We start from the raw sequence: 14,412 nt of genomic DNA on the forward strand, positions 1-14,412 counted from the left end.
CACAGCATCGAACTCCTCCTCCGCCTTGCTGGACCTGCACCTGGACGCCGCCCGCATCCACCAATATCCGTCAGACACCCCCTAGCGGCGCAGCAGCGCCCGCAGCTCGGCGACGACCGCGGCCGGGTCCTGCTCGGCCATGAAGTGCCCGGCCGTCGTGGTGCTGTGCCGCAGGTCGTCCGCCCACGCCTTCCAGAGCCCGGCCGCGTCGTAGCCGAGCGCCGCGCCCCAGTCCTGTTGGACGACGGTCACCGGCATCGCCAGCCGCCGCCCGGCCGCCCGGTCCGCCGCGTCGTGCTCGACGTCGATGCCGGCAGAGGCGCGGTAGTCGGCCACGATCGACGGGACGGCAGCGGCACAGGCCCGCAGGTACTCGGCCCGCACGTCGGCCGGGATCGCGGCCGGATCGGCGCCCCACTGGTCCAGGAAGAAGCCGAAGAACTCGTCCGGAGCCCCGGCGATCAGCCGTTCCGGCAGCCCCGGCGGCTGCGCCATCAGGTACAGGTGGAACGCCACCGCCGCGGACGCGCCGTGCAGCACGTCCCACATGTCCAGCGTCGGCAGCACGTCGAGGATCGCGAGGTGGGTCACGCGGTCCGGGTGGTCCAGGCCGGCCCGGAACGCCACCAGCGCGCCGCGGTCGTGGCCGGCCAGCGCGAACCGCTCGTGCCCGAGGTGCGCGGCCAGCGCGACGGCGTCGGCGGCCATGGTCCGCTTCGCATAGCCGTCGACGGGCTTGTCGCTGCGGCCGTAGCCGCGCAGGTCGGGCACGATGACGGTGTGGTCGGCGGCCAGGTCGGCGGCGACGTGCCGCCACATCAGGTGGGTCTGCGGGAACCCGTGCAGCAGCACGACCGGACGGCCGCTGCCGCCGAGGGCGACGTTCAGCGTGACGTCGCCGTCGCCGGGCACCCGCCGGTACTCGAAGTCGGCGATGGTGGGCGTCATGGCTCTCCTCTGGGTGATCCTGGGGTGTGTGTCTCCCAGCGTCCGGCCCGCCGATGAGCGTTCGATGAGCACCCGGTTCGGCGTGCTCGGCCCCGTGGCGGCGTGGTCCGGCGATCAGGACGTCGACCTCAAGGGGCCGCGGCACCGCGAGGTGCTGGCCCGGCTGATCGTGGCGCGCGGCCGCGTCGTCCCGGTGCGGCGGATCGTCGCCGACCTGTGGGAGTCGCCGCCCGACGGCGCCGTCGTCGCGGTCCGTACGTTCGTCGCCGCGCTGCGCCGGGCGCTGGAGCCGCACCGCGCACCGCGCTCTCCGGCGACGTTGCTGGTCACCGAGGGTCCGGGCTACGCGCTGCGGGCCACCGCGGACGCCGTCGACGCGTGGCGGTTCGCGGCGGCGGTCGACGCGGCGGGTGGCGCGGCGCCGGCCGAGGCGCTGCCGCTGCTGGACGACGCGCTCGCGCTGTGGCGCGGCCCCGCCTACGCCGACTTCGCCGCGGCCGCCTGGGCGGCGCCGGAGCGGACCCGGCTGACCGAGCTGCGGCTGACGGCGGTCGAGCGGCGGGCCGAGGCGCTGCTGGCGCTGAGCCGCCCCGCCGACGCCGTCCCCGACCTCGACGCGCACGTCGCCGAGCACCCGTGGCGCGAGGACGCGTGGCGGCTGCTGGCGCTCGCGCTGTACCGCACCGGGCGCCAGGCCGACGCGCTGGACGTGCTGCGGCGGGCCCGGTCCTTGCTCGGCGACGAGCTCGGCGTCGACCCCGGGCCGCGGCTGCGGCAACTGGAGACCGACCTGCTCCGCCAGGAGGTGCCGGTCGACGCCGTCGGCCGGGTGTGGGCCGACGCCGCCGCGGCGTACGACCAGACGGTGGCCGCGGGCGCGCCCGGGCGGCTGGAGTCGACCGTCGGGCTGCTGCGGGTGCTCGCGCTCACCGGCGGTCACGGGCTCGCGGCGGCGCAGGAGCAGCGGGTGGCCGCGGTCGCCGCCGCCGAGCAGCTGGGCGATCCGGAGCTGACGGCTCGGGTCATCGGCAGCTACGACGTGCCCGGCGTCTGGACCCGGTCGGACCATCCGGACCGCTCGGCCCGCGTGGTCGCGGCGGCCGAGCGCACGCTGGCCGCGCTGCCGCCGTCCGCCCCGCCCGCGACCCGCGCCCGGCTGCTGGCGACCGTCGCGATGGAGTCGCGCGGCGCCCGCTCACCCCGTCCGGCCGAGGCCGCCGAGGCGGAGCGGATCGCCCGGGAGCTGCACGACCCCGCGCTGCTGGCGTTCGCGCTGAACGCGGCGTTCCTGCAGACGTTCCAGCGGGCCGGGCTGGCGCCGGCGCGCGACGCCATCGGGGCCGAGCTGGTCGCGCTGGCGTCGGCGCACGGGTTGTCGGCGTTCGAGATCCTCGGCCGGCTGGTGCGCATGCAGGCGCGGGCCGCGCTGGGCGACTTCGCGTCGGCCGACGAGCACGCCGCCGCGGCCGACGAGCTGGGCCGCCGGCACGAGCGGCCGCTGGTCGACGTGTTCACCCGCTGGTACCGGGCGGTGCGGCTGGCGTCCACGGGCGGTGCCGACGCCGTCGACGACGCCGAGGCCGCCTACCGCGCGGCGGCAGCCCGGCTGGAGGGCGCCGGCATGCCCGGCCTGGAGCGCGGGCTGCTGCCGCTGGCGCTGCTCTGCCTGCGGGTCTGGCGCGATCGGCCGCTGACCTTCCCCGACGACACAGACTGGGGCCCGTACGCGCCCTGGGCCCGGCCGCTGCTCCTGCTGGCCCGCGGCCGCCGCGCCGACGCCGCCGCGGCACTGCGGGTGCTGCCCGAGCCGCCGCGCGACCTGCTGGTCGAGGCCACCTGGTGCCTGGCCGGGCGGGCCGCCCTGCAGGCAGGCGACCACGCGCTCGCGGCCCGGGCCCGGGCCGCCCTGGCGCCGGCGGCCGGCGAGCTGGCCGGGGCCGGCAGCGGCGTCCTCACCGCCGGACCCGTGGCGCTGCACCTCGCCGCGCTGGACACTGGACTGTCATGAGCGCTCCACGCGATGACTTCGACGCCGCCCTGGAGGTCGCCAGCGCGCGCGCCCGGGCCTGGCTGCACGGATTGGACGAGCGGATCGTGCGTGCCGAGGTGGGCGCCGACGACGTCCGGGCGGCGCTGGGCACGTCGTTGCCCGACGGGCCGTCCGACCCGGCCGAGGTGGTGCGGCTGCTGGCCGACGCGGCGGAACCGGGGCTGGTGGCGACGCCGTCGGGGCGGTTCTTCGGCTTCGTCATCGGCGGCACGCTGCCGGCCGCGCTGGCGGCGGACTGGCTGGTCAGCGCGTGGGACCAGAACGCCGCCCTGCGTGCCGCCAGCCCGGCCGGCACCGCCGTCGACGACATCGCGGCGGCCTGGCTGCTCGACCTGCTGGGGCTGCCGTCCGGCGCGGGCGTCGGGTTCGTCACCGGCGCGACCATGGCGAACTTCGCCGGTCTGGCGGCCGCACGCGACTTCGTCCTGGCCCGGGCCGGCTGGGACGTCGGCGAGCACGGGCTGGCCGGGGCGCCGCGGGTCCGGGTACTGGTCGGCCGGGAGCGGCACGACTCCGTCGACTCCGCGCTGCGCTACCTCGGGCTCGGCGCGCCCGAGACCGTCGCCGTCGACGACGAGGGCCGCATGCGGGCCGACGCGTGCGCCGAGGCGCTGCGGGACGGCCCGCCGACCATCGTCTGCCTGCAGGCCGGCAACATCCACTCCGGCGGCTTCGACCCGTTCGCCGAGATCATCCCGGCCGCTCACGCCATCGGCGCCTGGGTGCACGTCGACGGCGCGTTCGGGCTGTGGGCGGGCGCGTCAGGGCGGACCCGCGGGCTGCTCGCGGGCGCCGAGACCGCCGACTCGTGGGCCACCGACGCGCACAAGACGCTCAACGTGCCGTACGACAGCGGCATCGTCGCGGTCCGCGACCCCGCGGCCCTGCGCTCGGCCATGAGCTACCACGCGGACTACCTGGTCACCGACGCGAGCTACCTCGAGCCTTACGAGCGGGTGCCGGAGCTGTCGCGGCGGGCGCGGTCGGTGCCGGTGTGGGCGGCGCTGCGTTCGCTCGGCCGGTCCGGGCTGGCCGAGCTGGTCGACCGTCTGTGCCGGCACGCGACCGCCTTCGCCGACGGCATCCGCCGCGACGTCCCCGGCGCCGAGGTGCTCAACGACGTCGTGTTCACCCAGGTCTGCCTCGCCTTCGGCGACGACGCCCGTACGCGCGAGGTCGGCCGGCGGCTGATGGCCGACGGCACCGTCTGGATGACCGGCTCCCGGTGGCGCGGGCGCGAGGTGTTGCGCATCTCGGTGAGCAACTGGTCCACCGACGACGCCGACGTCGCCCGCGGCATCGACGCCCTGGTTCGGGCGGCCGCGTTCAGCCGGTGAGGTACCAGTGCGGGCCGGCGGCCCAGCCGAGCAGCCGCCGCCCGCCGCCGGTTGTCGTCCCGTCGGCGCCGAACCGTCCGCCGTCCACCACGTGGGCGAGGCCGTCGACCGCCGGGGCGAAGCGGGTCAGCCCGGCGGCGTCGACGAGGGTGCGCAGGCGGCCGACGGCGGCGCGCTGCTCGGCGGCGTCGCAGAAGGACGCGAAGAAGATCGCCTGCCGCCACGCGTACGCCACGTTCTTGACGGTGATCAGCGCGGCGTGGTGGCCGGGCGCGGGCCGGGCCAGCCGGCGGACCAGCCAGGCGAAGGCGCGGCCGGTCAGATCGGGCGCGGCGCCCCGCAGCGCGTGCGGGTCCAGCACGCGCAGCAGGGCCGCGAGGTTGTGCGTGGTGAGAATCTGGCTCTGCTCGATCACGGTCCCGTTGGCGGCGACGTGGCTGCCGCCGCCGGTACGGGCCTCGGCCGCGCGCTCGGCGCAGAGTGCGGCGAACGCGTCGGCGGTGACGGGGCGGGCGTCCGGGCCTGGCGGCTCGGGCGGGTCCGGCGGCGGCTCGTGGGCGCGCCAGAACGCCGCGTCGGGCAGGTCGTAGTACCGGGCGTACAGCGTGCCGGCCAGTTCCGTGCTGGCGAGCGCGGCGGCGTCGTGCCACTTGCGGGCGAACGTGCCCATGAAGATGTCCGCCGCGACCTCCTCGACCAGCGGCAGCCGGACATCGGCGTGCGCGGCGAGCGCGCTCAGCTCGCGCACCAGCGGGTTCGGCAGGATCGCCTGCGGGAAGGCTGTCAGCGCGAGCAGCGCCGTCCGCCGCAGCGTCGCCCGGGCGGCCTCCGTCACCGGCGCCCGCAGCGGCGCGAGCGCGCTCACCCAGGGCAGCTCCTCGAACCGGACCTGGTGCTCCAGGTTCAGCAGCAGCAGGCCGCGCCGGCGACGGAACGCGGCGTAGGTCTGCGCGTACAGCCGGCGCAGGGCGGGATCGTCGAACCCGGCGGCCAGCAGCGGCCCCGTCAGCTGTGGCAGTACGCCGGCGAGCACGTCGCCGGAGCCGATGATCCCGCGGTCGACCAGCGTCTCGGCGGGCGCGGCCCAGGCCCGCTCGACCTTCGCGGCCAGCCCGCGCGGCACCGGCCGCCCCTCGGTGACGGTGTCCACGGACGGCACGCCGTCGTCGGCCGGGTACGGCTCCAGCCGGTCGGCGAGCACGTGCGCGATCGCGGCGTGCGTCGGCCGGGCGGCGACGTCGGCCTGGACGGCGCGCAGCGCGGCCCGCCGCGGCGACCCGGGCGCGCCGTGCGCCGTGACGGTGTTGGCCAGTGCGCGCCGGATCCAGCCGACCTCGCGGCCGGTGAGCGACGAGCTGTCGTCGGGGCAGCGTTCGAGCGCGGCCCGCAGCCGGGCGGCGTTGCTCTTCGGGTGCCGGGGCGGCAGTGCGGCGGCGTCGGCCAGCCAGCCGGCGCGACGCTCGGCCCAGTCGTCCGGCCAGCGGCGGCATGGCCAGCCGCCGCGTACCACGCCGTCGCCGTCCAGTTCGGGCAGCGGCCCCTCGACCGTGTCGCACCACAGCTCGACCAGCCGGTCGTCCAACGGCGCGGCCGCCAGTGTCGCGCGCATCGCGTCGATCTGCGGCGGCACCCGCCGCGAGCGCAGCGCCGCCTGGACCGCGCCGGCCGACTCCAGGTGCACCGCCGTCCCGTCCGGAGGAGCGGTCGCGGCGGGCGGCGGGGTGAACCGGAGCCGGTCCAGCCAGGGCCACAGCTCGGCGACGAGGTCGAGCGCGGCCTCGTGGTGTCCGTGTGCCAGCAGCCAGGCGACCGTCGGCAGCGCGGCGTCCTCGGGCAGCTCGACCCGGTACCGGCCGGACTCCAGCAGCGCCAGCAACTCGGCCTGCCCCTCGTCGCCGAGATACCAGCGGTTCGGCTGTTCACCGGCCGGCCGTTCGGCCAGCAGCCGGCCGGTCGCGAAGCCGCCGTGCACGACCTCGAGCGTCGCCCACGCCGGGACGTCCGCGACCGGGGTACGCGAGCCGATTCTCAGCCGGCCACGGGCCATCCCGTCGAGCACCGCGTGCCAGCGCCCGGCCTTGGCCAGCGACCGCTCCCGCACCGCCGGGTCGTCGTGCTCGACCGCCATCCGCAGCGCGCGGCGGAACCGGCCGAAGGCGTAACCGCCCACGAGACCCCCGTCCGGTCGGCCGGCATTCGACATGGAGGCAGGACTCGAACCTGCGCCCTCCCGGTCCCAGCCAGGCGATCTGCCACTGATCTACTCCATGTGGTTCGCGCTCATCGTACGATCCCGTGCAGCAGTTTCACGATGCGTTTTGCGTACTCGCCGGACGGGTCGAGGTCGGCTCGGAAGTCGGCGACGCTGATGCCGAGCAGCCGGGGTGACGCGGCCAGCGGCGCGAGCGCGTCGGCCAGTTGTGCCGACGACGGCCCGCCCGGCTGCGGGTACGACACCGCGGGCAGCGCCGACGGGTCGAGCACGTCGAGGTCGATGTGCAGCCAGATCCCGGCGCCGCCGAGGAGGTCGCGCGCCGCGTGGCCGGCCGCCGCCGGGTCGGCCAGCAGCTCCGGCGCCGCGATCCGGTGCATCGCGTCCGGCAGCCGGGCCACCTCGGCGGCCGACGCCGGGTCCAGGTCCTCGGTCCGGTGCCCGAGCAGGACGACGGCGGACGGGTCCAGCATCGGCACCGTCTCGCCCAGCGCGATGAGCGACGGCGCGCCGGACCCGGTGAGGATCGCCAGCTCCATGTCGGCGGTCTCGCCGGTGTCCGACGCGGCGCCGTCCAGGTAGTCGGGGTGGCCGTCGAGGAACCACAGCCCGTCCGGGCGCAGCGCCGGGACCACACCGAGCAGCAGGCTGCAGTCGCCGCCCACGACCAGTGGCCGCGAACCGGGCCGGCCCCGCAGCGCGGCGGTCAGCGACGCCGTCAGCGCCCGCGCCGCCGCGATGGTCGACGGCAGCGCCAGCACCCCGGTCTCCGGGTCCCGGACGGCGCCGGCGATGACGGTGTCCGCGTCGCCCAGGTCCGCCTCGACCAGCGACGTCAGTCCGGCCGCCCGCAACGCGGCGGGCGCCGCCGCCTCACCCCGTCCGGACGCGGAGCAGTCCCACGGGGCGCCGAGCAGGAACCAGCTCACCCTCGATCTCAGCGGACCCCGTACAGGTAGTCCAGCGCCAGCTGGTCGAGCCGCTCGAACGCCATGCCGCGCTGCGCCGCCTCCTCGGGGTCGAACACGTCGGCCCGCAGCGAGTCGACGGTCTCGCCGGGCGCCGCCGTGGGCGTGGCCAGCTGGTCCAGCCGGGCCGCGGCCAGCGCCTCCTGGACCTCCGGGTCGGCGCGGAACGCGGCGGTCTTCTCGCGCAGGATCAGGTAGTTGCGCATGCACCCCGCGGCCGATGCCCAGACGCCGTCCATGTCCTCGGTGCGCGGCGGCTTGAAGTCGAAGTGCCGCGGGCCGTCGTAGCCGCCGGACTCGATGACGTCGACGGTCCAGAACGCGCCGCGGGCGTTGCCGGCGCCGAACCGGAAGTCCTGGTCGTAGCGCGGGCCGGTCTGGCCGTTGAGGTCGATGTGGAAGAGCTTGCCGTGCCACAGCGCCTGGGCGATGCCGTGCGCGTAGTTCATCGACGCCATCTCCTCGTGCCCGACCTCGGGGTTGAGGCCGACCAGCTCGGGGTGCTCGAGCTCGTTGATGAACGCGATGGCGTGGCCGATGGTCGGCAGCAGGATGTCGCCGCGCGGCTCGTTCGGCTTCGGCTCGATGGCCACCCTGAGGTCGTAGCCGCGGTCGAGGATGTACTGGCCGAGGAGGTCGAACGCCTCCTTGTAGCGGTCGAGCGCGGCCCTGATGTCCTTGGCGGCGCCCGACTCGGCGCCCTCGCGGCCGCCCCAGGCGACGAACACCTTGGCGCCCAGCTCGGCGCCGAGGTCGATCTGGTCGGCGGCCTTGCGGACGGCGAAGCGGCGCACGTCGCGGTCGTTGTTGGTGAACCCGCCGTCGCGGAAGACCGGGTGCGAGAACAGGTTCGTGGTGACCATCGGGACCTGCAGGCCGGTCTCGTCGAGGGCCGCGCGGAACGGCTTCAGCGCGGCGTCGCGCTCGGACGGCGACGCCCCGAACGGGATGACGTCGTTGTCGTGGAACGTGATGCCGTAGGCGCCCAGTTCGGCCAGCTTGTGCACGGCGTGCGCGGGGTCGAGCCGCGGGCGGACGGCGCCGCCGAACACATCGACGCCCTCCCAGCCGACCGTCCAGAGGCCGAAGGAGAACCTGTCCTCACGGGTGGGGGTGTAGTCGTTCATGAGCGCGGCCTCCAGCCGAAAGTTTCTAGCGTGTGACGCCACCCTAGGCCTGGGCCGAATGGCATCGCAAGGGCTGGACGTGGGTCATTGACGTCGTTCTGTGACCCTCGTTACGGTGGCGGTTCCGAAACTTTCGGCGAACGGAGTCTCATGGTGCTGCTGGTCAGGTTCGCGACGTCCGCGTCGGCGGTCGCGAGCGTCGGCGTGCTCGACGGCGACACCGTCACCACGCTCGACGCGGCCGGGTCGCTCGGCGAGCTGTGGCGGTTGCCGCTGGCGTCGCTGCGCTCCGTCGTCGAGGGCGCGTCCGGGCCGGCGTTCCCCGTCGACGGCGTGTCGCTGCTGCCGCCCGTCGACGGTGCCACCGAGGTGTGGGCCTGCGGCGTCACGTACAAGGTGTCCGAGGAGGCGCGGGTCGAGGAGAGCGAGCGGGCCGCGTCGGTCTACGAGCAGGTCTACGACGCCGAGCGGCCGGAGCTGTTCTTCAAGTCCGTCGCCTGGCGGGTGGTCGGCGACGGCGAGCCCATCGCCGTCCGCGCCGACTCCCACCTCGACGTCCCGGAGCCGGAGGTCGCGGTCGTCGTCACCGCGCACGGCGAGATCGCCGGGTACACCGTCTGCAACGACGTCTCGTCGCGCACCATCGAGGGCGAGAACCCGCTCTACCTCCCGCAGGCCAAGGCCTACCTCGGCGCGTGCGCCGTCGGCCCGGGCGTCCGGCCCGCGTGGGAGGTGCCCGACCCGTACGCGCTGCCGGTCTCGATGCGTATCACCCGGTCCGGGGCGGAGGACTGGTCGGGCGAGGCGAGCACGTCGCAGCTGCGCCGCCGGTTCGACGAGCTGGTGTCGTTCCTGGTGCGCGCCGACGTCTTCCCCGACGGCGCCGTGCTGTCCACCGGCACCTGCCTGGTCCCGGCCGCGCCGTGGACGCTGCGGGCGGGCGACGTCGTCCGCATCGAGGTCGGCGGTGTCGGCGTGCTGGCCAACCCGGTGGTCGAGGGCGTCGAGGCGATGTCGTGGCTGGTCGACGCCCGCGACGACGTCAGGCTGCGTGCGGCGCCGTGACGACCACCCGGGTGACGATCGCCGAGATCGCCCGCGAGGCCGGGGTCTCCGAGGCGACGGTCAGCAAGGTGCTCAACGGCCGGACGGAGGTCGCGCCCGCCACCCGCGCCCGCGTTCAGGACCTGCTCGACGCGCGCGGCTACGAGCGTCGCGGCACTCGCGTCGAGGAGCGGACCGGCCTCATCGACCTCGTCATCTCCGAGCTGAACACCCCGTGGTCGATGGACGTGCTGCGGGGTGCGGAGCAGGAGGCCCGCCGCGCCGGCGCCGCCGTCGTCGTCACCGCCACCGAGGGCCGCGACGACGCGAGCTGGCTCGACCGCGTCACCGCCCGCCGCTCCGACGGCGTGCTGCTCGCGCTGGCGCCGCTGCCGGCCGGCGGCGCGCGCCGGCTGACCGCGGCCGGCATCCCGTTCGTACTGGTCGACCCCGTCGGCGGGTTCGACGCCGCCATCCCCACCGTCGGCGTCACGAACTGGGCCGGCGCGCTGGCGGCCACCGAGCACCTGATCGGCCTCGGGCACCGGCGCATCGGCGTCATCACCGGCCCGCCCGAGCTGGTCTGCAGCCAGCAGCGGGTCGAGGGCTACCGCGCGGCGCTCGGCCGGGCCGGGCTGCCGTCCGACGACGCGCTCGTCCGCTACGGCGACTTCCGCCCGGACGGCGGCGAGGCGCAGGCGCGCGCCCTGCTCGACCTCCCCGACCCGCCGACCGCCGTCTTCGCCGGCTCGGACCTGCAGGCCACCGGCGTCTACGCCGAGGCGCACCGGCGCGGGCTGCGCATCCCCGACCACCTCAGCGTCGTCGGCTTCGACGACGTCGCCCTGTGCGAGTGGGTCTCGCCGGCACTCACCACGGTGCGCCAGCCGCTGATGGAGATGGCCCGCATCGCCATCCGCACCGTCCTCGACCCGCCCGGCACCGACGAGCCGCTGCGGATCGAACTGGCCACCAGCCTGATCACGCGGGAGAGCACTGCCGCTCCCTAGACGACTGAGTCCTCTTGATCGTGAGTGGTCGTCGGCGGTGATGGCGTTTGGTTGGGGCGCCGGTGTGCGTTGTGCCAGATGGTCGTGTTCCAGCAGTGCGCGGGTGGGGTCGCGTTCGCCGATCTTGGGGCGGCCAGGCCCCAGATGATGGGCATGCCCTCGGTGGTGCAGATCAGCTGCGGGCCCCCGGGTGGTGGGCGTGCGGCGGGGCGACACTCGTGCCAACAGTTGGCGCTGGTGTCACCGCGCCGGAACAGTACTCCCGGCGGGCGACGGGCCGGCCGGGTCCAGGACGTGCCGCCTGACCACGTCCTCGCCGTACCGGCAACGACACATCCGCAAGATCAATACGACTCACTCATCTAGCAGCCCAGCTGGCTCGCGAGGTCGTCAAGGCCGGTCGCGGTCAGGTCGAAGGCGTCGTCTGCCGCGGGTGGGTCGCCGACCGGGCGGGCCACGTACGCGGTGCGCATGCCGACCGCTTGGGCGCCGCGCAGGTCCCAGGCGTGGGCGGCGACCATGAGCAGGCGCTCGGGCGCGCTGCCGGTGGCCCTGCTCGCCAGCCGGTACACCTCGGGGGCGGGCTTGTAGGTGCGGGCGTCCTCGCCGGACAGCAGCTGGTGCCAGCGCAGCCCGGCGTGCGCGCCGATGCGGGTCAGCGCGGACGCGTCGGCGTTCGACAGGCCGATGACGGGGAACCGGGCGGCGAGGCGGTCCAGCGCGGCGACGGAGTCGGGCCACGGATCCAGCCGGAGCGCGTCGGCCGCCACGGCGTCGGCGCCCTCGGCGGTCCCGATCGCGGCGGCGGCCGCCTCGCGGTCGATGACGCTGCTGGCGGCGTACTGCCGGCGGCCCGCGACGATCGCGCGCTGCTGCTCGTCGACGTGCGCGGCCCACCGTTCGGCGGCCGCCGCGTCGTCGGCGTCGGGTCGCGCCGCGCGCAGGGCCCGCCGGATGCCGCCGGGTTCGTCGACCATGGTGCCGAGGATGTCGAAGACGATGGCGTCGAAGTCGGGGTGCGGCGTCATCCACACCACCCTAGGTTGCGCCACAATGGCCGGGTGGTGGCCCCGGAGATCTCGGCGCGCGAGGCCGAGGTGCTCGCGGCGCTCGGCGAGCACCTGACCAACGCCGAGATCGCCGCCCGGTTCGTCATCTCCGTACGCACCGTCGAGAGTCACGTGTCGGCGCTGCTGCGCAAGTTCGGCGCGAGCGACCGGCGCGCGCTGGCCGCGCTGGCGCCGTCCGTGGTGTCCGCCGGCGCCGCCGCGCCCGCGCTGCCCGCGGCGCTGACCTCGTTCGTCGGACGTGAGGCCGAGCGGACCGCGCTGCTGTCCGCCGTCACGGAGCGGCGGCTGGTGGTGGCGGTCGGTCCCGGGGGCGTCGGCAAGACCCGGCTCGCGCTGGCCGTCGCCGCCGACGTCGCGGACCGTTTCTCCGGCGGCGCCTGGTACACCGACCTCGTCCCCGTGCCCGACGGCGACGCAGTCCCGGCCGCGGTCGCGGCGGCGCTGGGCCTGGGCGAGCAGCCCGGCCGCGGCGTGCCGGAGACGGTGGCCGGGTGGGCTCGCGGGCGGTCCGCGCTGCTCGTCCTGGACAACTGCGAGCACCTCCTCGACGGCGTCGCCGGGTTCGTCGAGCCGCTGCTGGCCGCCGCGCCCGGGTTGACGGTGCTCGCGACCAGCCGGTCGCGGCTGCTGCTGCCGTTCGAGTGGGTGGTGCCGGTCGGTGGCCTCGGTGCCGACGCGGTGGCGCTGTTCGATGAGCGGGCCCGCGCGGCCGGTGCGCCGCTGCCGTCCGAGTCGGAACCGCGGGTGGCGGCGATCTGCGCGGCGCTCGACGGGAACCCGCTGGCGATCGAGCTGGCCGCGGCCCGGCTGCCGGCCGTCGGGCTGGACGGGCTGGAGAGCGGCCTGGGCGACCGGCTCCGGTTGCTCGACGGTGCGCGCCGCGGCGGCGGGCGGCACGGGTCGCTGCGGTCGGCGCTGGACTGGAGCCACGACCTCCTCGACGAGTCCGGGCGGACGGTGCTGCGGCGGGTGTCGGTGTTCGCGGCGCCGTTCCGGGCCTCCGACGCCGCCGTGGTGGCCGGGGGCTCCGCCGCGACGCTGGCCGCCCTGGCCGACGACAGCCTGCTGGTGCCCGTGGCCGGCGGCGACGCGACGCGGTACCAGGCGCTGGAGACGATCCGGCAGTACGGCGCCGAGCGCCTGGTGGAGGCCGGCGAGGACGAGTCGGTCCGGGTCGCGCACCTGCGCTGGTGCACCGACGAGGGGACCGCGCTGCTGGCCGCGGACCCGTCCGCCCCGGGCTGGCGCGCTCAGGTCGACCGCCTCGCCGACGACCTGCATGCCGCGCTCAACTGGAGCGTGACGCACGACGCCTCGGCCGCCGCGGAGACGGCGCTGCTCGTCGGCCGGTTGTGTCACCGGCGGGGGCTGCCGGCCGAGGCGCAGCGCCGGTTCGAGCAGGCCGCCGCCCTCGCCGCCGACGACGCGGGGCGGGCCGCGGCCCTGACACTGGCCACCGGGTCGGCGCGGGCCCGGCTGGCCGGCGCCGACGCCCTGCGGCTGCACCTCGCCGCCGCCGAGGCCGCGCAGCGCGCCGGCGACTCCGTGCTCGCCGCCCACCAGTACGCCCACGCCGCCGAGCTGGTACACCGTTCCGCCGGCATCCTCGCCGAGGTCCCGCCCGCCGCGACCGCCGCCGGCTGGCTGGCCACCGCCCAGACGCTCGCCGACGATCCCGGCACGCTGGCCCGCTGCGCCGTCGTCGAGGCGTTCGCCGCCGCCGACGACCAGCCGGGCACCGCCGCCGCCACGGAGCAGGCGATCGAGCTGGCCCGCGAGAGCGGCGACCCGGTCGTCGAGAGCGCCGCCCTCGACCAGCTGACCGGTCTGCGCCTCGCTCGCGGCGAGGCCCGCGCCGCCCTGGAGAGCGCGCTGCGCCGGACCGCCCTGCTGGCCGGCTCGCCCGACCCGGAGCAGGGCTTCGAGCTGTCCGACGCCTATGGGATGGCGGCGGAGTCGGCGATCGCGGCGGGCGACCTCCGGCAGGCCCGGCAGGCGGCCGAGACACTGCGGGACCTGCCGTCGCAGCGCGAGGTCGCGCACGCGGGCGCCGCCCGGCTGATCGTCGTCATCGTGCTGGCGGGGGACTGGGACGAGGCGGTCGCCGTCGGCGAGCTGTTCCGGGAGAGCTGGGAGCGGGCCGGGCGGCCGCGCATCCCGTCGCTGCGCCGGGTGGCCGCCGCGCTCGCGTCCGTGCACGGCGCCTGGGGCGACGCCGCCGCGCAGGCCGCCTGGCGCGACGTCGAGGTGGGCATCGGCTCGGCCGAACGGCGACCGCACGACCAGCGTTCCGTCGAGAGCTTCTTCGCCGCCCTCGAGGCGCTGCACCTGGACCGCCCGGCCGACGCCGTCGCCGTCCTGCACCGGCCGCCGGAGGAGTTCCGCAGCTGGTTCGAGCTGATCTGGCGGCCCTGGTACGCGGCGCTCTGGGCGGAGGCCGCCGTCCTGGCCGAACTGCCCGACGCCGGCGAGCGGATCGCCCGCGCCCGCCCGTTCACCACCGACAACGTCGTCGCCGCCGCGATCGTCGACCGCGCCGCCGCACTGGCCGCCGGCGACCGCGACGGTGTCCTCGCGGCCGCCGAGACCCTCGACGCGGCCGCCTGCCGCTACCAGTGGGAACGCAGCCTCCTCCTCGCCCACTGA

The 14,412-nt window shown here is 76.3% G+C and carries 10 protein-coding genes and 1 tRNA gene; 5 read left to right on the forward strand and 6 right to left on the reverse strand.

What is annotated here, in order from left to right; translation table 11 throughout:
• Positions 1–81: 81 nt before the first annotated feature.
• A complete protein-coding gene (locus tag BLU82_RS31220; RefSeq protein WP_092624725.1) occupies positions 82–948 on the reverse strand; it encodes an alpha/beta fold hydrolase in 867 nt (288 codons plus the stop codon).
• Positions 949–1,012: 64 nt separating this feature from the next.
• On the opposite strand from BLU82_RS31220, the gene BLU82_RS31225 reads away from it, so the two are divergent.
• Together BLU82_RS31225 and BLU82_RS31230 are read left to right on the forward strand one after the other, a co-directional pair.
• The gene (locus BLU82_RS31225; protein ID WP_092624726.1) at positions 1,013–2,956 is read left to right on the forward strand and encodes a BTAD domain-containing putative transcriptional regulator; all 1,944 of its coding nucleotides are present in this window, start codon (positions 1,013–1,015) and stop codon (positions 2,954–2,956) included.
• Positions 2,953–4,335, forward strand: coding sequence for a pyridoxal-dependent decarboxylase (locus BLU82_RS31230; protein ID WP_092624727.1), 1,383 nt, complete (start codon positions 2,953–2,955; stop codon positions 4,333–4,335). Before BLU82_RS31225 ends, BLU82_RS31230 begins: the two co-directional genes overlap by 4 nt.
• On the opposite strand, the gene BLU82_RS31235 is transcribed toward BLU82_RS31230, so the two are convergent.
• From BLU82_RS31235 to xylA, 4 genes are all read right to left on the reverse strand, one after another.
• Positions 4,325–6,505, reverse strand: a complete 2,181-nt coding sequence (locus tag BLU82_RS31235) for a hypothetical protein (RefSeq protein ID WP_092624728.1) — start codon at positions 6,503–6,505, stop codon at positions 4,325–4,327. The genes BLU82_RS31230 and BLU82_RS31235 overlap by 11 nt on opposite strands.
• Before the next feature lie 29 nt (positions 6,506–6,534).
• Positions 6,535–6,605 (reverse strand) — tRNA-OTHER (locus tag BLU82_RS31240).
• Positions 6,606–6,615: 10 nt separating this feature from the next.
• Complete coding sequence (locus BLU82_RS31245; RefSeq protein ID WP_092624729.1) at positions 6,616–7,476, reverse strand: arginase family protein; 861 nt, start codon at positions 7,474–7,476, stop codon at positions 6,616–6,618.
• An 8-nt stretch (positions 7,477–7,484) separates the two neighbouring features.
• Positions 7,485–8,642: a xylose isomerase gene (gene xylA, locus BLU82_RS31250; RefSeq protein WP_092624730.1), complete on the reverse strand. Its 1,158-nt coding sequence runs from the start codon at positions 8,640–8,642 to the stop codon at positions 7,485–7,487.
• Between the two features lie 150 nt (positions 8,643–8,792).
• Here xylA and BLU82_RS31255 point away from each other — a divergent pair, with 150 nt between their 5' ends.
• Together BLU82_RS31255 and BLU82_RS31260 are read left to right on the forward strand one after the other, a co-directional pair.
• Positions 8,793–9,707: a fumarylacetoacetate hydrolase family protein gene (locus BLU82_RS31255; protein ID WP_092624731.1), complete on the forward strand. Its 915-nt coding sequence runs from the start codon at positions 8,793–8,795 to the stop codon at positions 9,705–9,707.
• A complete protein-coding gene (locus BLU82_RS31260) occupies positions 9,704–10,696 on the forward strand; it encodes a LacI family DNA-binding transcriptional regulator (RefSeq protein ID WP_092624732.1) in 993 nt (330 codons plus the stop codon). The genes BLU82_RS31255 and BLU82_RS31260 overlap by 4 nt, the downstream gene beginning before the upstream one ends.
• 362 nt (positions 10,697–11,058) lie before the next feature.
• On the opposite strand, the gene BLU82_RS31265 is transcribed toward BLU82_RS31260, so the two are convergent.
• Positions 11,059–11,724 (reverse strand): haloacid dehalogenase type II, encoded by a 666-nt coding sequence (locus BLU82_RS31265; RefSeq protein WP_092624733.1) that lies wholly within the window; start codon positions 11,722–11,724, stop codon positions 11,059–11,061.
• A 33-nt stretch (positions 11,725–11,757) separates the two neighbouring features.
• On the opposite strand from BLU82_RS31265, the gene BLU82_RS31270 reads away from it, so the two are divergent.
• Complete coding sequence (locus tag BLU82_RS31270; protein WP_172885742.1) at positions 11,758–14,412, forward strand: LuxR C-terminal-related transcriptional regulator; 2,655 nt, start codon at positions 11,758–11,760, stop codon at positions 14,410–14,412.

This window comes from Jiangella sp. DSM 45060, assembly GCF_900105175.1.
In the GTDB taxonomy this organism is placed as follows: domain Bacteria; phylum Actinomycetota; class Actinomycetes; order Jiangellales; family Jiangellaceae; genus Jiangella.

Excerpts from the sequence above, each read along its gene's own strand:
- BLU82_RS31220 (WP_092624725.1), bottom strand. The coding sequence starts at position 948 with ATGACGCCCACCATCGCCGACTTCGAGTACCGGCGGGTGCCCGGCGAC.
- BLU82_RS31225 (WP_092624726.1), top strand. The coding sequence starts at position 1,013 with ATGAGCACCCGGTTCGGCGTGCTCGGCCCCGTGGCGGCGTGGTCCGGC.
- BLU82_RS31230 (WP_092624727.1), top strand. The coding sequence starts at position 2,953 with ATGAGCGCTCCACGCGATGACTTCGACGCCGCCCTGGAGGTCGCCAGC.
- xylA (WP_092624730.1), bottom strand. The coding sequence starts at position 8,642 with ATGAACGACTACACCCCCACCCGTGAGGACAGGTTCTCCTTCGGCCTC.
- BLU82_RS31255 (WP_092624731.1), top strand. The coding sequence starts at position 8,793 with ATGGTGCTGCTGGTCAGGTTCGCGACGTCCGCGTCGGCGGTCGCGAGC.
- BLU82_RS31265 (WP_092624733.1), bottom strand. The coding sequence starts at position 11,724 with ATGACGCCGCACCCCGACTTCGACGCCATCGTCTTCGACATCCTCGGC.